Below are 18,998 nucleotides of genomic sequence, written 5' to 3' on the forward strand. Positions count from 1 at the left end.
GGGCCGTCCGGATGCACGCTCCGAAGATCCTCATGCCGCTTGCACAGGGCCGGGCCGCACCCTGGCTCGCCGCCGGCCTTGCCCTCGCCCTCCTCTGGGCGCTTGGCGCCTCCTACGTGATCGTGTTCCACGACGACGTGCTCGCCGGGTTCGTGGCCCGGCAGGGCGCGATGCGGGACGCCTACGAGGCGCGCATCGCGGAACTTCAGGACCTGATCGAGCGCGACCGGCGCGACCGGGCCGGCTCCGAAGAGGGCTTGGCGGACCGGGTCTCGGCGGCGCTGGAGCGCCAGGCGGATCTCGAGCGGCGCACGGCGGCCCTCGCGGGTCTCGACCGGCAGAGTCCGACCGATCCGGCAATCACCGGCACGCTGCCGTCGCGCGCGGATGAGGCTGGCGCCGCGCCCGATGACGGGCTCCTGCTGCGGCCGTCCGAAGGTCCCGTGCGGTCGCGACCTGACCGTCGCCCCCTGCCCCGCCGAAGCGCGCACGATGCCGAGACCGGACTGGTCCGCTTGGAGGCGCATCTCGAAGGTTTGCAGGCGGCCCAGGGTGAGCGCCTCGCCCGCCTGGCCGTCCGGATCGGTGACGAGGTCCGGCGCCTGCGCGGGACGATCGGCCGTACCGGCCTCGATCTCGGGCGTTTCGAGGCGCCGACGCCGGCCGCCGGCATCGGCGGCCCGCTGGTTTCGCTCGATGCCCAGGCGCTGGACGGCGCCGGGTTCGAGGCCGGCCTCGCTCTGGCCCGACGGGCGCTCGGCGACGGCGAGCGCCTGCGCCGGCTCGCCGCCGCGCTGCCCCTGGCGAGGCCGATCCGGGGCGAGGCGCCGGTGTCGAGCCCGTTCGGCACGCGTCTCGATCCATTCACCCGCGGACTTGCCTTGCATACCGGCCTCGACCTCAAGGCGGAGTACGGCGAGCCCGCCCGCGCCACCGCCGCGGGCCGGGTGACCACCGCGGAGGCCGCGGGGGGCTACGGCAACATGGTCGAGATCGACCACGGTCACGGCCTGGCCACCCGGTTCGGCCATCTCTCCCGCATCGCCGTGCGCCCGGGCCAGCGTGTCGCGGCCGGCGACGTGATCGGCTTCGTCGGCTCGACCGGGCGGTCCACGGGGTCGCATCTGCATTACGAGACCCGCGTCGACGGCGAGCCGGTCGACCCGCAGCGCTTCCTGGAGGCTGGCGCCACGCTGGCGACGGCGCAGCTCGGGGCCGATTGATCCCGTCGCCCCAACCCCCGCCCCGTGCTAACTTCGAGTCGCGATCGGAGGCCGCCATGGCATTGGCCGTGAAGCGCGACGCGCGGATGAGCGTCGCCGAGTATAGGCGTTGGCTGGAGCCGCGCCCGGACGGGGAGCGTTGGGAGCTGCTCGACGGCGAGCCGGTGCTCATGCCGCCGCCGCGGGAGCGCCACCAGCGGATCGTGATGAATTTGGCGGGACGTCTCGATTCCCTGGCAGAGCCGCGGGGCTGCCGGGCCATGCCGGGCCTCGCGATCCTCAGCGCGGCGATGGATGATCTCGCTCCGGTTCCCGACGTGGTGGTCCGGTGCGGGGCGCCCCTGCCGGACGGCTATGCGGCGGATCCGCTCCTCGTCGCCGAGGTGCTCTCGACCATGAGCCTGGACCGCGGCCGCAAGATCGACTTCTACCGGACCGTGCCGAGCCTCGCGGTGCTGCTGATCGTCTATTCCGACGAGGCCCGGGTCGAGGTCTGGCGGCGCGCGGACGCGGATTGGAGCGTGGCGGCGCCCGGGCTCGACGCGGCCGTGACGCTGCCGGAGCTTGATGGCGCCGTGCCGGTGCGCGACATCTATCGCGGCCTCACCTTCTGAGCCGCACCCGATCTCAACGGCCGGCTTGCCCGGCCCGGCAGAGCATCAAGGCAACGACTTGCCCCATTTCGAAGATTTCTACGCCGCCAAGCTGCGCGGCTCCCTCGGCGTGACGGACGCGGAATCGGTGCTCGACCTGCGCGGCGCCAACCGGGCGACCGCGGAGGCCTCCCTCAAGGACATGCTGGAGCGCAGCCGCTTCGCCAAGGGCAAGACCGTGGCGATCCGCCTGGACCCGCCGCCGGAGGGCGGGGGCGAGACCCTGTTCCAGCCGGCCGGGCGCCTGCTCCTCGATGCCAAGCGCCGCGGGCTGATCGAGCGCCTGCAGACGCTGCCGGCCCAGGACGGCCTCGGGTTCTACGTGTCGCTGTCCGGCCGGGCCGAGCGGACGCCACCGTAGCGGGACGGGATCGCGGTGACGGCAACGGATCGGGTCCGAGCCGACGGGCGTTGATCGGTCCCGCACGATCGGATCCCGCCTATGCCGACCATCGATCCTCTTGCCGTCCGGGTTCGCCGATGAGGCCGCTTCCCGGTGGCCGCAACACGATCGAGCGCATCGCCCGCCTCGGCTACGGCGCGCGCGGCGCGGTCTATATCGTGGTGGGCGCCCTGGCGCTGCTCGCGTCCGTCGGGCAGGGCGGGCGGGCCGGCGACAGCAAGGATGCGTTGCGCGCCGTGCTGGCCGGACCGTTCGGTGCGCTGGTGGTCGGCCTGATCGCGTTGGGGCTCCTCAGCTTCGCGTTCTGGCGCCTGGTCGAGGGCGTCACCGATGCGGACCGGCGCGGCACCTCGGCCAAAGGCCTCGCGGTCCGCGGGGCGCACCTGATCAGTGCCGGGCTCTATCTGGGACTCGCCGCCAGTGCGGCCTCGCTCAGCCTCGGCCTCGGGATGAGCGGCGGCGACGGCATGCACGATTGGACCGCTTGGCTCCTGGCTAAGCCCTTCGGACGCTGGCTCGTGGCCCTCGGCGGCCTTGCGGTGGTCGGCGGCGGATTCGGCTTCCTGGGCAAGGCGTGGCGGGGAGATGTCACCGACCGGCTCGCCCTCGATGCCCGCGCGCGCGAGCGCTGGGCCGGGCCGATCGGCCGTTTCGGCTACGCGGCGCGGGGCTTGGCCTTCCTGATCATCGGGGGCTTTCTCGTGGCGGCGGCTTGGCATCAGCGTTCCTCGGACGCCAAGGGGTTGACCGACGCCTTCGCGCTGCTGCGCGCCCAGCCTTACGGCTGGATCCTGCTCGGGCTCGTCGCGGCGGGCCACGCGGCGTTCGGAGCCTTCGGGTTGATCCAGGCGCGCTACCGGCACATCGACGCCCCGGACATCGACAGGGTGGACGATGCGGCGGGTGCCGCGGTCCGTGCGCTGACCTGATGCCGGTAGCGGCGCAGCGCCGGGCCGGTTTCCCGCCGCGTTGACAGGGCCGGTGCCGCGGCGGATACCCCGCGGCATCCCGATCCGGCACCCGATGCAGCAGCGTTTCTACAAGACCGCGGTGATGGTGGCCCACGACCTCGCGGCGACCGCAGCCGCCGTGGTGCTCACCTTCCTGTTCCGCTTCCAGGGCGGCATGCTCGCCGAGCGCCTGCAGGCCCTGCCCCTTCTGCTGCCGCCGTTCCTGATCGTCGCAGGCCTCGTCTACGGCCGCTTCCGGCTCTACCGGACCAAGTGGCGCTTCGCGTCCCTGCAGGATCTCGCCGGGATCGTGCGCGCGGCCAGCGTGCTGGCCCTAGCGCTGCTGGTGACCGACTGGGTGCTGGTCTCGTCGGACCTCTACGGATTCTACTTCTTCGGCAAGATCGCGATCCTGCTCTATTGGGTGCTGCAGATCTTCTTCCTGGGCGGCGCGCGGCTCGCGTTCCGCTACCTCAAGGACACACGGTCCCGGCTTTCGAGCGCCCGGGCCGCCACGGTCCCGACGCTGCTCCTCGGGCGCGGGGCCGATATCGACGTGCTGATCCGCGCGATCGAGGCCGGTTCGGTGAAGAAGCTGGCGCCGCGGGGCATCCTCTCGCCCCGGGCGGACGAGCGCGGTCAGTTCATGCGCGGCGTGCCGGTCCTCGGCGGCTTCCCGGATCTCGAGCGGGTGGTGGCCGATCTCGCCGCCCGCGGCGAGCCGGTGCGGCGGTTGGTGGCCGCCCCGAGCGCCCTCGCCCCGGAGGCTGCGCCCGACGACCTCCTCGTCCGGGCCCGCCGCCTCGGCCTGCCGCTCGCCCGCGTGGCCGGCCTCGGCGAAGGCGCGCAGGGGCCGCAGCTGGCGCCGCTCGAGATCGAGGATCTGCTGCTGCGGCCGACCGTGGCCATCGACCGGCAGCGCCTCGAGGCATTCCTCACCGGCCGGGTGGTGGTCACGGGGGGCGGCGGCTCGATCGGCTCCGAGATCTGCCTGCGGGCCGTGGCCTTCGGGGCCGCCGCGGTGCTGGTTCTCGACTCGTCCGAGCCGGCACTCCACGGCATCCTCAGCCACCCCGCGATCCTGGCCGCGCAGGCCGAGGTGACCGGTGTCCTCGCCGACATCCGCGACCGCGAGCGGACGTTTCAGGTCATCACGGCGTTCCGGCCGGATTACGTGCTCCACGCCGCCGCCCTGAAGCAGGTGCCCTATCTGGAGCGGGACTGGCAGGAGGGGATCAAGACCAACGTGTTCGGCTCGATCAACGTCGCCGAGGCCGCGGTCGCGGCGGGCGCCCGGGCCCTGGTGATGATCTCCACCGACAAGGCGATCGAACCTGTCTCGCAGCTCGGCGTCACCAAGCGCTTCGCCGAGATGGTCGCCCAGGCCCTCGACGCCGAGCAATCCGTCCGGCCGGAGCACCCCACCCGACTGATCGCCGTGCGGTTCGGCAACGTCCTCGGCTCCGCCGGCTCGGTGGTGCCGGTGTTCAAGGCGCAGATCGCCCGCGGCGGTCCGGTCACCGTCACCCATCCGGAGATGGTCCGCTACTTCATGACCGTGCGCGAGGCCTGCGACCTCGTGCTCACGGCCGCCTCTCACGCCGACGGCGAGGCGCGCGCCGCTGCGGATTCGGCGCGCGCCGCGGTCTACGTGCTCAAGATGGGGCAGCCGGTGCGGATCGCGGATCTGGCCGAGCGCATGATCCGGCTCGCCGGATTCGAGCCCGGCGCAGAGATCGAGATCGCCTATACCGGGGCGCGGCCGGGCGAGCGGCTCAACGAGATCCTGTTCGCCCGCGAGGAGCCGCGCGTCACGCTGCCGGGGATCGACGGGGTGATGGCGGCGCGGCCGGTTTTCGCCGACAGGGCGCGCCTTGAGGCCTGGGTCGCGCAGCTGCGCGGAGCCGTGGCGGCGGGCGATCGGGCGGCCGCGGAGGCGGTCTTCGAGGCGGCGGTGCCGCATTTCCGGGACCGCAATGCCCCGCGGGCCGGTCGGGTGCCGGCGACCGGCGATGGGATCCCGGAGGCGGCGCCGTTTGCCGGCGCGACCCCGGCCATCGGCTGACGCATCCAGCCTTCGGAAGCGACACAGCGCGTCATGCCTTGTCCGGGGGATCGCTCCGGCATTCCCGGCTCTGCGAGCGGAGCGGGCCCGTCATCCGGGGGCTTCAGCCGGAAACCGTGTCATCCCGCCCGGAGCGTTCAACCGCCCGCCCGCGCGAGCTGCGCCAGCCCGTCCCGGGTCGCGCTGGCCGGATGCCAGCCGAGCGCCGCGAGGCCGTCGGCACGGGCCACCAGTCCTTCGGCGATGCGGGCGAACTGCGCCTCCCGCCCCGTCATCTGGCAGGCCAGCTTGAGGAAGCCGGCCGGGACCGGGACGAGTCCCGCGCTGCGGCCCAGGCCCGCGCGGAGCGCCGCGATCATTTCAGGCAGGCTGAGCGGATCCGGGTCGGCCGCGACGAGGGCTCGGTTCAGAGGCTGCGGTGCCCGCAGGACCGTCGCCACGGCACCCGACAGGCTGTCCAGGGAGATCAGCGAGCGCCGCGCCACGAGACCGCCGAGCGGCAAGGGATAGGGGCTGCGCGCCAACCGCAGGAGCGCGGCCATGTTGCCCTTCACGCCCGCGCCGTAGACGAGGACCGGGCGGAGCGCGACCCAATCGAGCCCGGCCTCGGCGAGCGCCCGCTCGGCCTCGAGCTTGGAGCGGCCATAGGCGTCGGTGGGCGTCGCGGGATCGCCCTCCCCGACCACGCCCGGCGCGCTCGCCCCGACCTGGGCGCGGATCGAGGACAGGAACACGAACCGGCGCACCTTGGCGCGGGCCGCCGCCTCGGCGAGCTTGCGCGTCGCCTCGGTGTTGAGCGTGCGGTAATCGTCCTCGGGGGCACCCGACATGGCGTGCGCGAGGCCGGCCGAGTGCACCACCGCGTCGACGCCGCTGAGCGCTGCCGCCATGTTGATCGGGCGCGTCAGGTCGCCGACCACCGCGCTCGCGGCACCCTCGGGCAGGGCCGTCGGCCGGCGCAGCAGGACCCGGACCCGGTAGCCGCGGGCCGTGAGATCGGCGAGCAGATGGCGGCCGATGAACCCGGTTGCCCCGGTGAGCGCGATGAGTCCGGTCAAGGCTGAACGGCACCTTCGGCTGGGGCCGGCGCCGGGGCGCGGGCGAAGCGGCGGAGCAGGCCCGCGACCAGGACGAGCCCGGCCGCGAGCGCCCCGAGGGTGACCGGCCAGGACGGCCAAAGCAAGGTCGCGGCGGCGAGCGCCGCCAGGGCGAGGTTGACGCCGAAGACGCGCGCCACGATGCCCGGAACGCGCAGGCCGTTCACGGTGGCCCGCTGGTAGTAGTGTCCGCGATGCGCCTCCCAGACCCGCTCGCCCCGGGCGGCCCGGGCCAGCAGCGTCAGGCTGGCATCGGCCAGGTAGGTGAGCGGCAGCAGCAAGGCGGCCGCGAGGCCGCCCGCCACGGCCAGCTGCCAGAGCAGCCAGGCGGTGACGAGCCCGATCGGCAGCGACCCGACATCGCCGAGGAAGAGTCTCGCGACCGGCCGGTTGAACGGCGCGAAGCCCAGTAATGCCCCGAGCAGGCTGGCCGCTACCAGGGCGGGCAACGGCGGCAGGGGCCCGGCGAGGCCGAGCAGCAGGAGGGCCCCGGCGATCGGGACGGCCTCGGCCACCGTCATCCAGTCGAGCCCGTCCATGAAGTTCGTGAGATTCACGAACCACAGGCCCGCGAGGAGCGTCAGGCCGCGCTCGAGCCAGAGGGGAGCCGCGGGCAGCAGCCGCCCGTCGAGATGCCAGACCAGCAGGCCGACCGTCGCCGCCTGCACGGCGAGCCGGAACGCGGCCGGCAGCGGGTGGATGTCGTCGACCGCACCCAGGACCGCCAGCGCGAGCGTGCTGCCGGCGAGCCAGATCCAGTCCGGCCGGCCGCCGATCTCGGGGGCCGCGATGAAGAGGCCCGAGATCGTGACCAGAGCCGTGACGACCGCGATCCCGCCGCCCTGCGGTGTCGGCACCGTGTGGCTCGAACGGGCATTCGGCCGCGCCAGGGCGTAGCGCTGCAGGAGCGGGAACAGGCGCAGGATCAGCCCGGCCGAGAGGGCGGCGGCGAGCGGGACGGCGAGAAGCAGGAGCGTGGGCAGCGCGGACGGCATGGCGCCGTCCTACGCGATCCCGGGCGTAACCGTGAGGGGGCGGCTCACGCCGCCCGCACCGTGGCGAGGAACCGCCCGACCTCGGCGGTCAGATGCTCGGACTGGCGCGACATCTCGGAGGCCGCGCCGAGCACCTGGGCGGCGGCCGCGCCGGTCTCCTCGGCAGCCTGGGCGAGGCTCGCGATGGTGCCGGTGACCGCGCCGGTCCCGGCCGCCGCCTCGGCCACGTTGCGGACGATCTCCTGGGTCGCGGCGCCCTGCTGCTCCACCGCGGCGGCGATCGAGGCCGCCACACCGTCGATCTCGCGGATACGCCGCCCGATCCCGTCGATCGAGGTCGCGGCCTGCCCGGTGGAGGCCTGGATCCGGGTGATCTGACCGGTGATCTCTTCGGTGGCCCGTGCCGTCTGGCTGGCCAGTTCCTTGACCTCGGTGGCGACGACCGCGAAGCCGCGTCCCGCCTCACCGGCGCGGGCCGCCTCGATGGTGGCGTTCAGGGCCAGCAGGTTGGTCTGGGCCGCGATGGTGGAGATCAGGCCGACCACGTCGCCCACCTTCGCGGCGGCGGCGCTCAGATCCTGCACCAGGGCCACCGTATCGGCCGCCTCGGCGACGGCGATCCGCGCCAGCTCCGCCGAGCCGCTGACCTGCCGGCCGATCTCCTGGACCGACGAGCCCAGCTCCTCGGCCGCCGCCGCCACGGTGTTGACGTTGGCGGCGGCCTCGTTGGCGGCCGCCGCGACCGTGCCCGACTGGCCGGCCGAGTCGGTCGCGCTGCCGGTCAGGGACCGGGCCGTCGCCTCCAGCTCGGTTGCGGCCGCCGAGACGCCGCCGACGATGCCGCCGACCGCCTGCTCGAAGGCGTCGGCCATGGCCCGGGTCGCGGCCCGGCGCTGGGTCTCGGCATCCGCGCGGGCGAGCGCCGTCTCGGCCTCGAGGGCGCGGCTCCGGATCAGGTTGTCGCGGAACACCACCACGGAACCGGCCAGCGCGCCGATCTCGTCCCGGCGGCTCTGGCCCGGGATCTCGGCCTCGGTGTCGCCCGCGGCGAGGCGCTGCGTCGCCGCGGAGATCGCCCGCAGCGGCCGGCTGACGCCGCGCAGCACCATCACCAGGGCGCCCAGCGCGACGATCAACGCGAGGCCGGCGAGCGCCAGCATGTCCCGGTTGGCGGCCGCGTACGTCTCCTCGATCCGCGTGCCGCTCGCCTTGGCGCCGGCGGCGTTCAGGTCGACCAGCCGGTCCCATTCCGAGAGTACGGCGTTGATGCCGGCCGACATCGCCGTGTTGTAGATCCGCAGGCCGCCGGCGACGTCGCCGGACGCGGCCTTGTCCACGGCCTGCCTCTGCAGGTCGGTGTAGGCGTCCAGGTTCCGACGCAGCGCCGCGTATGTGTCGCGCTCGGCCTGTGTGAGCGGCTCGGCCTCGTAGCGGGTGAACTGCGCGGCGAGCTGATCGCCGCGCTTGGCGATCATGGCCGCAACCTCGGCCCGCAGCTCCGGCGTGTCGGCGGTGATCAGGCGCCCTCCGTTGACCCGATGGCGCATGATCAGGACGCCGATCCGCCCGAGGGAATCTGTGGTGGGAACGCGCACGTCGCGCAGCTCTGCCGCGGTGGCGTTGACGCTGCGCAGCTCGGACAGCGAGAGGCCGCTCGTGGCGGCGATCAGGAGAAACAGCGCGGCGAGGCAGAACCCGAGCTTGGCCGCGATCGAGATACCGGTGCGCATGGGATGTCGCCCTCGGTCCCGGAGGGAAGGACCGAAGGCGTTATGGCGGCAGAACGGTTAAACTTGTTTGAGATGATCTAGCGGCTCGTTCAACCTGCGCGTGGTGGCCGTTCAGTAGACCTGGGCCTCCTCGCGCGGCCTGTCGGACAGGCCGTCCCGGCGATCCAGGCTCTTCTCCATCACCTTGGCCAGCCCGACCATGATCTGATCGAGGGCGTAGTCCTTCGGCGTGTAGACGGCGCGCACGCCCATGTTCTTGAGGACCAGCTCGTCCTCCGGCGAGATGATGCCGCCGACCACCACCGGGATATGGTCGAGCCCCGCCTCGCGCATCTTGGCCCGGACCTCCCGCACCAGCGGCACGTGGGAACCGGACAGGATCGACAGGCCGACCACGTGGGCGCCGGTCTCCTTGGCCTTCGCGACGATCTCGGCCGGGGTCTGGCGGATGCCGTCGTAGGTCACGTCGAAGCCGACGTCCCGGGCCCGCAACGCGATCTGCTCGGCGCCGTTGGAATGGCCGTCGAGGCCCGGCTTGCCGACCACGAGCTTCGGCGTCTCGCCCAGCCGCTCGCCGAGGTCGGCGATCAGGAGCTTGGCTTCCTCGGCGGCGCCGGAGGAGACCGTCTCCACGGTCACGCCGGTGGGCGCCCGATACTCGCCGAAGACGTTTCGCAGGCGCGCGCCCCACTCACCGGTGGTGATTCCGGCCTTTGCGGCCGCGATCGAGGGCGGCATGATGTTGGCGCCGGAGCGTGCCGCCTGTTCCAGGGCGTCGAGGGCTTGGCCCACGGCGTTCTCGTCGCGGCGGCCGCGCCACTCGCGGATGCGGTTCTGCGCCTCCATCTCCACGGTCTCGGAGACGGAGAAGATCGCGCCCTCCCCGGCGGTGAGCGGCGACGGCTCGCCCTGCTGCCACTTGTTGACGCCGACGACGATCTGCTCGCCGGCCTCGATCGCCGAGATCCGGCGGGCGTTCGACTCCACCAGCGCGCGCTTGAGCGCCCCGGTCTCGACCGCCGCCACCGCGCCGCCGATGCCGCCGATCCGCTCCAGCTCGGCCCGGGTCTCGACCTTCAGCGCCTCGACCTTGGCGTCGATCACGTGGCTGCCGTCGAAGATGTCGTCGTATTCCAGCAGGTCGGTCTCGAAGGCCAGGATCTGCTGCATGCGCATGGACCATTGCTGGTCCCAGGGCCGGGGCAGGCCGAGCGCCTCGTTCCAGGCCGGCAGCTGCACCGCCCGGGCGCGGGCGCGCTTGGAGAGCGTCACCGCCAGCATCTCGATCAGGATGCGGTGGACGTTGTTTTCCGGTTGCTGCTCCGTCAGGCCGAGTGAATTGACCTGCACCCCATACCGAAAAATGCGCTTCTTCGGGTCGTCGATGCCGTAGCGCTCCTGGGCGATCTCGTCCCAGAGTTCGGAGAACGCCCGCATCTTGCAGATCTCGGTGACGAACCGCAGGCCCGCGTTCACGAAGAACGAAATCCGGCCGAAGACGTCGGAAAAACTCGCGGCGTCGAATTCCGGATCGTCGCGCACGGTGTCGAGGACCGCGATGGCGATGGCCAGCGCGTAGGAGAGTTCCTGGACCGGCGTCGCCCCCGCCTCCTGCAGGTGGTAGGAGCAGACGTTCATCGGGTTCCACTTCGGCACGTTCTTGGTCGTGAACAGGATCACGTCCTTGGTGAGCCGGAGGGACGGCGCGGGCGGGAACACGTAGGTGCCGCGCGACAGGTATTCCTTGATGATGTCGTTCTGGGTCGTGCCCTGGAGGGCGGCGAGCGGCGCCCCCTGCTCCTCGGCCACCGCCAGATAGAGCGCCAGCAGCCACGGGGCCGTGGCGTTGATCGTCATGGAGGTGTTCATCTGGGCGAGCGGGATGTCCTGGAACAGGGTCCGCATGTCGCCGAGATGGGCGATCGAGACGCCGACCTTGCCGACCTCGCCGCGGGCCAGCTCGTGGTCGGGGTCGTAGCCGGTCTGGGTCGGCAGATCGAAGGCGACCGACAGGCCGGTCTGGCCCTTGGCGAGGTTTCCGCGATAGAGCTTGTTCGACTCCGCCGCCGTCGAGTGCCCCGCATAGGTGCGGATGATCCAGGGCTTGTCGCGGCTCGACTTGTCGCTCTTGGTCTCCGCGACGCTTGCGGCCATCCCTCGCCTCCGTGTGATCTTTAGTATCCGCGCGCGGGGCGCCGACTTGCGGCCACCGTAGCGAAGGCCGGGCGGCCCGTCATCCGGGACAGAAGGGCAAGGGGCCCCCGCAGCGCCCGGCCGGCCTTTAAAAAACTTGTCCGCCGGGACAGCCCGATTTGAGGCTTGTCGCGCGGCCGCATCGTCGCCCCGGGATTGTCAGCTCTGATCCACTTCACGAGGGCGCCAATCGGGAGCCCGCGCGTTGGGCCGCCAGCGAATGCATCGCGCGCAACACGATTCGCGCCTGCGCCCGCCCGTCCTCCACACGGGCGCCGGTGGGATTTCTGGGGCCTGTCGCCGGAGGCGATCCACCAGGTCATGATCCGGTACAGCGACCGCGGCACGCCGAAATCGGCGCGCTTCACGAACGGCTACGGCTCGCACACCGTCTCGCTCTGGAACGAGAAGGGTGAGCGCTCCTGGGTGAAGTTCCACTTCCACACCAGGCAGGGGATCCAGAACCTGTCCGCCGACGAGGCCGACGAAATCGCCGGCAAGGATCCGGACTACTCGTCCGCCGACCTGTCCTCGGCGATCGAGGCGGCCGACTTCCCGGAATGGGCGGTGAAGGTCCAGATCATGCCCGAGCTGGACGCCGACACGTACCGCATCAATCCGCTCGCTCTCGCCAGGGTCTGGCCGCACGGCGCCTACCCGCTGATCGAGATCGGCGCGATGGCGCTGAACCGGAACCCGGAGAACGACTTCGCGGAGATCGGGCAATCGGCCTTCGAACCATCGAACGTCGTGCCCGGCATCGGCTCCTCGCCGGACAAGATGCTCCAGAACCGCATCCTGTCGTACGCGGACGCCCACCGGTACCGGCTCGGGGCGAACTACCACCAGATCCCGGTGGACCAAGCCCGGAACGCCAGGGTCCAGACCTACCACCGCGACGGTGCGATGCGCACCGACGGCAACCACGGCGCGCAGGTCGATTGTCAGCCGAACTCGTTCGGCGGGCCCGTCGAGGCTCCGTCCTTCGCCGAGCCGCCGCTCCGGATCCGGGGCGACGCCGCCCGGTACGGCTGGCCCAACGACGACGCGGACCTCTACGGCCAGCCGCGTGACCTGTGGTCGATGGGGCTCGACGAGGGCGCCCGCCAGCGGCTCGTTCAGAACATCGTCACCGCGATGGGCGACTCGCCGCGTCTTATCCAGGCGCGGATGATCGGCCACTGGTATAAAGTCTACCCGGACTTCGGGCGGGGCGTCGCGGAAGGTCTCGGGATCGAGGCCGGCAAGGCGGCGGCCGAATAATACTTGGTCGTTCGAAAAACCGAATTTGAATACGTGGGCGCCGGCCCTGTGCCGGCGCCTTTTTCATGCCGGAAACCACCGGCTTTCGACTTTCGACCCACTTGGAGGCCTCAGGCATCACCGCTATAGCCCGATTGAGAACCGCGGCCGTGAGCAACACGCGGGACGAGAGGAGAGCGAGATGGCGGCGAGCGCTGCGATCAGTCCGACGGGCGGGGAGGTCAAGGACCTCTACGAGATGGGTGAAATCCCGCCGCTGGGTCATGTGCCGGCCAAGATGTATGCCTGGGCGATCCGGCGCGAGCGGCACGGCCCCCCGGAGCAGTCCCACCAGCTCGAGGTGCTGCCGGTCTGGGAGATCGGCGACGACGAGGTGCTGGTCTACGTCATGGCGGCGGGCGTGAACTACAACGGCGTCTGGGCCGGCCTCGGCGAGCCGATCTCGCCGTTCGACGTCCACAAGGGCGAGTACCACATCGCGGGCTCGGACGCCTCCGGCATCGTCTGGAAGGTCGGCTCCAAGGTGAAGCGCTGGAAGGTCGGCGACGAGGTCATCGTCCACTGTAACCGCGACGACGGCGACGACGAGGAGTGCAACGGCGGCGACCCGATGCTCTCGCCCTCGCAGCGCATCTGGGGCTACGAGACCGGCGACGGCTCCTTCGCGCAGTTCTGCCGGGTGCAGTCGCGCCAGCTGATGACGCGGCCCAAGCACCTCACCTGGGAGGAGGCCGCCTGCTACACGCTGACGCTCGCCACCGCCTACCGCATGCTGTTCGGCCACGCCCCGCACACGGTCAAGCCGGGCCAGAACGTGCTGATCTGGGGTGCCTCCGGCGGCCTCGGCGTGTTCGGCGTGCAGCTCTGCGCGGCGAGTGGCGCCAACGCGATCGCGGTGATCTCCGACGAGTCGAAGCGCGACTACGTGATGAGCCTCGGCGCCAAGGGCGTCATCAACCGCAAGGACTTCGACTGCTGGGGCCAGCTGCCGAAGGTCAACAGCCCCGAGTTCCACGCCTGGACCAAGGAGGCGCGGAAGTTCGGCAAGGCGATCTGGGACATCACCGGCAAGCAGGATGTCGACATCGTGTTCGAGCATCCCGGCGAGGCGACCTTCCCGGTCTCGGCGCTGGTGGTGAAGCGCGGCGGCATGGTGGTGTTCTGCGCCGGCACGACCGGCTTCAACATCACCTTCGACGCCCGCTACGTCTGGATGCGGCAGAAACGCATCCAGGGTTCGCACTTCGCCCACCTCAAGCAGGCCTCGGCGGCGAACCAGTTCGTGCTCGACCAGCGGATCGACCCGTGCATGAGCGAGGTCTTCCCCTGGGACAAGATCCCCCAGGCCCACACCAAGATGTGGAAGAACCAGCACCCGCCGGGCAACATGGCCTGTTTGGTCAACTCCCCGCGCGCCGGCCTGCGCACGGTCGAGGACGTGATCGAGGCCGGCCCGCTGAAGCGGTAAGGCGTCCCGTCGGGCCGGCCCCGCCGCTCTCGCGCGGGGCCGGCCCGATCGGCTAAGCTCCCGGCGTCCCGCGCCGACTCGGCGACCGGTTCGGTGTGCCGGGACGCGCGCGGATGACGGGCCCACGAGATCCTGACAGGACCCGGCCCCGATCCGAACAGGGGGCACGGATTTGAGCGCCGACGACGAGGCTTACGTCTACGACGAGGCGACGGGCGAATGGCTCCCGCCCGGGACCGCGGCCAAGCTCCCTGAGACGGCGGCCGTCCGCGACGCGGCCGGCAACGTCCTGGCCGACGGCGATTCGGTCACGCTGATCAAGGACCTCAAGGTCAAGGGCGCCAACCAGACCCTGAAGCAAGGCACCGTCATCCGGTCGATCCGGCTCACGGACGATCCGGAGGAGATCGACTGCCGCCACGACACGATCAAGGGCTTGGTCCTGCGCACCGAATTCGTCCGGAAGCGCTGAACGGACGGCCCTGCCGGGACGATCGCCGGCTGTCGGTGCGATCCCGATCACGCGACGGGACCGCGCGCCGCGTCAGGGCGCGCAGCGCGGCGTCTTCGACCGCGTCGCCGACGGGATGGCTTCGCGCCGCCCGCGAGGACGATGCGCGGCGAGGCCGCGTGCTTTCGCGGGCCGCCGGCTACCGCCGGCGCGACTCGTCCTGCGGCAGGTGGCGGCCATAGACCTCCTCCTTGTCCGCGCGCTGCTGGATCAGGTCGGCATAGGCCTGCCGCATCTCCGGAGAGACGCTGATGCTCTTGCCCTTGGTGGGCTTGCGCTTGGGCGCCTTCTTGAAGGTGTTGTTCGGGTCGCTCATGCCGGGCTCCGCGTCGAACCGTGGCGGCCTCACGTGGCCGGTCGAACGATCCGGCGATCCGGCCGCCGCCCAGAGCCGGACATCCGCCCTCTAGCGCATTGCCGGCCCGGGCGCACCGGGGCGGAGAGACGGTTTGATCTGGCCTGCCGCTGCGGCCTCTGCCAGGATCGGGACGGCGACGGTCGGGGGACGAAGATGGATTCGGGTGTCTCGTCGCGGTGTCGGCCCCCGGGCGCGTCGCGCGGCCGCTCCCGGTGCGGGGCATCGCTCGCGATCCTGATCGCCTTCGGCGGCCTGCCGGTTCTGGCTCAGGATCGGCCGGTTCCGGCCCGGGCCGCACCGAGGCCGGCGCCGGCGGCGGGGGCGCCGGCCGACCCCGCCTTCGAGTCCGCGAAGGTGACCTTCGAGGCGCTGCCGGAGGCCGACCGCAAGGCGGTCCAGGATGCCCTGGTCTGGACCGGCGACTTCAACGCCGTGGTGTCGGGGGCCTTCGGGCGCCGGACCTTCGAGGCGCTCAACGCCTACGGCGCCCGGACCGGCGGGGCCGATCCCCTCGATCCGCGCGTCCGGGCGGCGTTGCTCTCCGCCGGCGCGGCGGCGCGGAACGCGGCGCGCTTCCGCGTCTCGGTCGATCCCGGCACAGGTGCCCTGATGGGGGTGCCCGAGCGCCTGCTGGCGAAGCGCACCGCCCTGCCCTCCGGAACCCGCTGGCAGAGCCAGGACGGCCGCGTGACCCTGGAATCCCGCGTCTTCCCGCCCGGGACCGAGACCCTGGACACCCTGTTCGAGAAGGCCACCGCGCCGCTTCCCGGCCGCAAGGTGACCTACAAGCTGCGGCGGCCCGACACCGTGGTGGTCACCGCCGAGACCGGGACGGGATTGTCCTATATCCGTTACGCGTCCGGACCGGAGGGCGTGCGCGGCTTCCTGCTCGGCTACGACCGCGCCCTGGCGCCAGAGGTCGACCGGCTCGTCATCGCCGTAGCCAACGCCTTCGTGCCGTTTCCGGACCCCGCTACGGTACCGGTCGCTCAGATCCCGGCGGGCTCGGGGTCAGCACCGGCGGCCGGCGCTGCCGGCAAACCGGCATCCCCGCCGCAAGCCGCCGTGCCCCTGAGGCCGGCGAGCCTGTCATCCGCTCCGGTATCGGGCGCGGGTCTCACGGTGGCGCCGGGACGCGTGCTGACTGCCGCCGCCGTGCTGGAGGGATGCGCCCAGCCTCGCATCGGCTCGGTGCCGGCGCGGGTGCTCGCCACCGATCCCGCCGGCCTTACCCTCCTCGACGTGCCCGGCGCCCCTGCCCCGCTCCAGCTCGCAATCCGGACCGAGCCCGTCGGCGCCGAGGACAGCCTGATCGCCCTTGCCCCGTCCCCGGACGGCGTCCAGGCCGCTCCCGGCGAGTCGCGCGGCGGGGACGTGATCGCGGCGCTCCAACCGGGATCCGGCGGCGCGCCGGTGCTCGACCGGTCGGGGGCCCTCGTCGGACTCGTCGCCCGCTATCCCGCGGCGCCGCGCCGGGTCGCCGGGGTGGTGCCGCCTTCGCGCCTGCCGCTTGTGCCGGCGCGGGCCGTCACGGCTTTCCTGGCCGCCCAGGGCCTCTCCGCGACGACGCCGCGCCGGGATGGCGGTCCCGGCGCGGTCGCGCCCGCCGTCGTGGCGATCACCTGCCGCTGAGCGAACCTGCGCCGGCCAGCCGACGCGCATCCGCTCAGGCTTGGGCTCGGGCTTACAGCCGGCCGGTGACCAGCAGCACGATCAGAACGATCAGCAGGATGCCACCGAGGCCGAAGCCGGGACCGCGATATGCACCGCCGCCGAGGAAGCCGCCGCCGCCGAAGGCCAGGATGATCAGGATGATGAGAAGGATGGTGACGAGGGACATGGTCGGGCTCTCCGAACGGCTGCGCTAATGCGAGCGTGACCGTTCAAACGCTGCGACAATCCGTTCCGTTCAACGGCCGGCCAAGCTTTTGTGTGAAAAGTCGGGATGCGGCCGCCAGCCTCAAGCGTGCCAGTCCGGCAGGGCCGCCTCCGGCGCGTCCAGCCAGCCCGGCACCGGCAGGTCGCGCTCGGTGAGGAAAGCCGGATTGAACAGCTTGGAGGCGTAGCGCGCCGCCCCGTCGCACAGGATGGTCACGATCGTGTGGCCGGGCCCGAGGTCCCGCGCCAGCCGGATCGCGCCGGCGACGTTGATGCCCGACGAGCCGCCCAGCGACAGCCCTTCCTCACGCATCAGGCCGAAGACGATGTCGAGGGCCTCACGGTCCGGGATCCGGAAGGCGCGATCGGGGGTGAAGCCCTCGAGGTTGCGGGTGATGCGGCCCTGACCGATGCCTTCGGTGATCGAGGAGCCCTCGGCCTTCAGCGTTCCGGTCGTGTAATGCGCGTAGAGGGCCGAACCCTCCGGATCGGAGAGCGCGATCCGCACCTGCGGATTCCGGACGCGGAGGGCCTCGGCGGTGCCGGCGAGCGTGCCGCCGGTTCCGGCCGCGCAGACGAAGCCGTCGACCTGGCCGCCGGTCTGCGCCCAGATCTCCGGGCCGGTGCCGTCCACATGCGCCTGCCGGTTGGCGATGTTGTCGAACTGGTCGGCGAAGAAGGCGCCGGCCGGCTCCGTCGCGGAGAGCTTCTCGGCGAGCCGCCTGGCCACGTGGACGTAGTTGTTCGGGTTGGCGAAGGGCACGGCCGGCACCTCGACGAGGCGCGCGCCCGCGAGCCGCAGGGTCTGCTTCTTCTCCTCGGACTGGGTGACCGGGATGACGATCAGCGTCCGGTAGCCGCGCACCGAGGCCACCAGCGCGAGGCCGATGCCGGTGTTGCCGGCGGTGCCCTCGACGATCGTGCCGCCCGGCCGGATCAGCCCCTTCGCCTCCGCGTCCCGCACGATGGAGAGCGCCGCGCGGTCCTTCACCGACAGCCCGGGATTGAGGAACTCGGCCTTCCCGTAGATGGCGCAGCCCGTCTCCTCGGAGGCGCGGCGCAGGCGGATCAGCGGCGTCTGGCCGATGGCGGCGAGGACATCGGCGGCGGGTTCGCGACTGGGTGCGGTCATGGATAGGAGCCTAGGATGCAGCGCTGCCGCTGGCGAGCCTCACCCGAAAACGTGCCCGCCGTTGATCCGCAGTCCGACCGGGTGCCCGGCTGGGTAGCGGATGCCGTCGAAAGCCTCCACGGCCAGCACACGCCCCTCGGCATCGACCACCTCGATCCGTTGACGGCCCTGGGTTCGATACGAGCTGCGCACGGTGCCGGACAGGTGCGCGGATTCGGGCTCGGCGAGCTGCAGCTGCCAGGGCCGCACGTAGAGCTTCACCGGGCCGATGATCCCGGCCGGCGCGACGATCGGCGTCTCGCGACCCCGCACCAGGACGCGTCCGCCCTCGGCGATCGCCTCGACCTCGACGGAATCGCCGAGGAACTTCATGACCGTGGCCGAGGCCGGGTTCTCCTGGACCTCGTCGGGGGTACCGACCTGCTCCAGGCGGCCCCGGTCGAGCACGGCCACGCGGTCCGACAGCTCCAGCGCCTCGTCCTGGTCGTGTGTCACGAAGATCGTGGTCTGGCCGGTACGATCATGGATCTCGCGCAGCCAGCGGCGCAAGTCCTTGCGGACCTGGGCGTCCAGCGCCCCGAACGGCTCGTCCAGCAGCAGGACCCGCGGCTCGACGGCCAGCGCCCGGGCCAGCGCCACCCGCTGCCGCTGGCCGCCGGAGAGCTGCGACGGGTAGCGGTCGCCGAAGCCCGAGAGCCGGATCAGGTCGAGCAGGTCGCCGACCCGGCGCTTGATCTCGGCCTTGGCCGGCCGGTCCGCCCGGCGGCGCGCGTTCAGCCCGTAGGCGATGTTGTCGGCGACGCTCATGTGCTTGAACAGGGCGTAGTGCTGGAACACGAAGCCGACCGCCCGCTCCTGCACGGGCAGGCCTGTGGCGTCGTCGCCCCCGAACAGGATCCGGCCCCGGTCCGGCGCGTCGAGCCCGGCGATGATCCGCAGCAGCGTCGTCTTGCCCGAGCCCGACGGGCCCAGGAGCCCGATCAGCTCGCCGGCCCGCACGTCCAGAGACAGGTCGTGCAGCACGGCGGCCGTGTCGAAGGTCTTCGAGACGCCCTCGACGCGGATCGCCGTGGAGACCC

General features: G+C 72.0%; 17 protein-coding genes. 9 read left to right on the plus strand and 8 right to left on the minus strand.

Going from position 1 to position 18,998, the window contains the following annotated elements; translation table 11 throughout:
• Positions 1-32 precede the first annotated feature (32 nt).
• The 5 genes from JOE48_RS01480 to JOE48_RS01500 all read left to right on the plus strand — a co-directional run bounded on the left by JOE48_RS01480 (position 33) and on the right by JOE48_RS01500 (position 5,294).
• Positions 33-1,223 (plus strand): M23 family metallopeptidase, encoded by a 1,191-nt coding sequence (locus JOE48_RS01480; RefSeq protein ID WP_245252683.1) that lies wholly within the window; start codon positions 33-35, stop codon positions 1,221-1,223.
• Between the two features lie 56 nt (positions 1,224-1,279).
• A complete protein-coding gene (locus JOE48_RS01485; RefSeq protein ID WP_210026277.1) occupies positions 1,280-1,837 on the plus strand; it encodes a Uma2 family endonuclease in 558 nt (185 codons plus the stop codon).
• Between the two features lie 58 nt (positions 1,838-1,895).
• On the plus strand, positions 1,896-2,237 hold the full coding sequence (locus JOE48_RS01490) for a hypothetical protein (RefSeq protein WP_210026279.1): 342 nt from the start codon (positions 1,896-1,898) through the stop codon (positions 2,235-2,237).
• Between the two features lie 119 nt (positions 2,238-2,356).
• Complete coding sequence (locus JOE48_RS01495; RefSeq protein WP_210026281.1) at positions 2,357-3,208, plus strand: DUF1206 domain-containing protein; 852 nt, start codon at positions 2,357-2,359, stop codon at positions 3,206-3,208.
• A 94-nt stretch (positions 3,209-3,302) separates the two neighbouring features.
• Positions 3,303-5,294 carry an SDR family NAD(P)-dependent oxidoreductase gene (locus JOE48_RS01500; RefSeq protein WP_210026283.1) on the plus strand — a complete coding sequence of 664 codons (1,992 nt, stop codon included), beginning with the start codon at positions 3,303-3,305 and terminating at the stop codon, positions 5,292-5,294.
• A gap of 137 nt (positions 5,295-5,431) precedes the next feature.
• Here JOE48_RS01500 and JOE48_RS01505 read toward each other — a convergent pair whose 3' ends face one another.
• From JOE48_RS01505 to JOE48_RS01520, 4 genes are all read right to left on the minus strand, one after another.
• Positions 5,432-6,352 carry an NAD-dependent epimerase/dehydratase family protein gene (locus tag JOE48_RS01505; RefSeq protein ID WP_210026284.1) on the minus strand — a complete coding sequence of 307 codons (921 nt, stop codon included), beginning with the start codon at positions 6,350-6,352 and terminating at the stop codon, positions 5,432-5,434.
• On the minus strand, positions 6,349-7,386 hold the full coding sequence (locus JOE48_RS01510) for a glycosyl transferase (RefSeq protein ID WP_210026287.1): 1,038 nt from the start codon (positions 7,384-7,386) through the stop codon (positions 6,349-6,351). Before JOE48_RS01510 ends, JOE48_RS01505 begins: the two co-directional genes overlap by 4 nt.
• Positions 7,387-7,430: 44 nt before the next feature.
• Positions 7,431-9,116 (minus strand): methyl-accepting chemotaxis protein, encoded by a 1,686-nt coding sequence (locus JOE48_RS01515; protein ID WP_210026300.1) that lies wholly within the window; start codon positions 9,114-9,116, stop codon positions 7,431-7,433.
• Positions 9,117-9,227: 111 nt separating this feature from the next.
• Entirely contained in the window at positions 9,228-11,270 is a 2,043-nt protein-coding gene (locus tag JOE48_RS01520) for a protein meaA (protein ID WP_210026302.1), read from the minus strand.
• A 195-nt stretch (positions 11,271-11,465) separates the two neighbouring features.
• On the opposite strand from JOE48_RS01520, the gene JOE48_RS01525 reads away from it, so the two are divergent.
• The 3 genes from JOE48_RS01525 (at position 11,466) to JOE48_RS01535 (ending at position 14,512) form a co-directional block, all read left to right on the plus strand.
• On the plus strand, positions 11,466-12,572 hold the full coding sequence (locus JOE48_RS01525; protein WP_245253040.1) for a catalase: 1,107 nt from the start codon (positions 11,466-11,468) through the stop codon (positions 12,570-12,572).
• A gap of 181 nt (positions 12,573-12,753) precedes the next feature.
• The gene (ccrA, locus tag JOE48_RS01530; protein ID WP_012318106.1) at positions 12,754-14,040 is read left to right on the plus strand and encodes a crotonyl-CoA carboxylase/reductase; all 1,287 of its coding nucleotides are present in this window, start codon (positions 12,754-12,756) and stop codon (positions 14,038-14,040) included.
• Between the two features lie 172 nt (positions 14,041-14,212).
• Positions 14,213-14,512, plus strand: coding sequence for an alkylphosphonate utilization protein (locus JOE48_RS01535; protein ID WP_210026304.1), 300 nt, complete (start codon positions 14,213-14,215; stop codon positions 14,510-14,512).
• Positions 14,513-14,690: 178 nt separating this feature from the next.
• Here the strand turns inward: JOE48_RS01535 and JOE48_RS01540 are convergent, their stop codons facing one another.
• Positions 14,691-14,867, minus strand: coding sequence for a hypothetical protein (locus JOE48_RS01540; RefSeq protein ID WP_210026313.1), 177 nt, complete (start codon positions 14,865-14,867; stop codon positions 14,691-14,693).
• A 195-nt stretch (positions 14,868-15,062) separates the two neighbouring features.
• Here JOE48_RS01540 and JOE48_RS01545 point away from each other — a divergent pair, with 195 nt between their 5' ends.
• The gene (locus JOE48_RS01545; RefSeq protein WP_210026315.1) at positions 15,063-16,541 is read left to right on the plus strand and encodes a trypsin-like peptidase domain-containing protein; all 1,479 of its coding nucleotides are present in this window, start codon (positions 15,063-15,065) and stop codon (positions 16,539-16,541) included.
• A gap of 52 nt (positions 16,542-16,593) precedes the next feature.
• On the opposite strand, the gene JOE48_RS01550 is transcribed toward JOE48_RS01545, so the two are convergent.
• The 3 genes from JOE48_RS01550 to JOE48_RS01560 all read right to left on the minus strand — a co-directional run bounded on the left by JOE48_RS01550 (position 16,594) and on the right by JOE48_RS01560 (position 18,984).
• Positions 16,594-16,749 carry a hypothetical protein gene (locus tag JOE48_RS01550; protein ID WP_007563230.1) on the minus strand — a complete coding sequence of 52 codons (156 nt, stop codon included), beginning with the start codon at positions 16,747-16,749 and terminating at the stop codon, positions 16,594-16,596.
• Between the two features lie 120 nt (positions 16,750-16,869).
• Complete coding sequence (locus JOE48_RS01555; protein ID WP_210026317.1) at positions 16,870-17,919, minus strand: cysteine synthase A; 1,050 nt, start codon at positions 17,917-17,919, stop codon at positions 16,870-16,872.
• 39 nt (positions 17,920-17,958) lie between these two features.
• Entirely contained in the window at positions 17,959-18,984 is a 1,026-nt protein-coding gene (locus JOE48_RS01560) for a sulfate/molybdate ABC transporter ATP-binding protein (protein WP_210035502.1), read from the minus strand.
• Positions 18,985-18,998: the final 14 nt, after the last annotated feature.

Origin of the sequence: Methylobacterium sp. PvR107 (assembly GCF_017833295.1) — a bacterium.
Classification (GTDB): domain Bacteria; phylum Pseudomonadota; class Alphaproteobacteria; order Rhizobiales; family Beijerinckiaceae; genus Methylobacterium.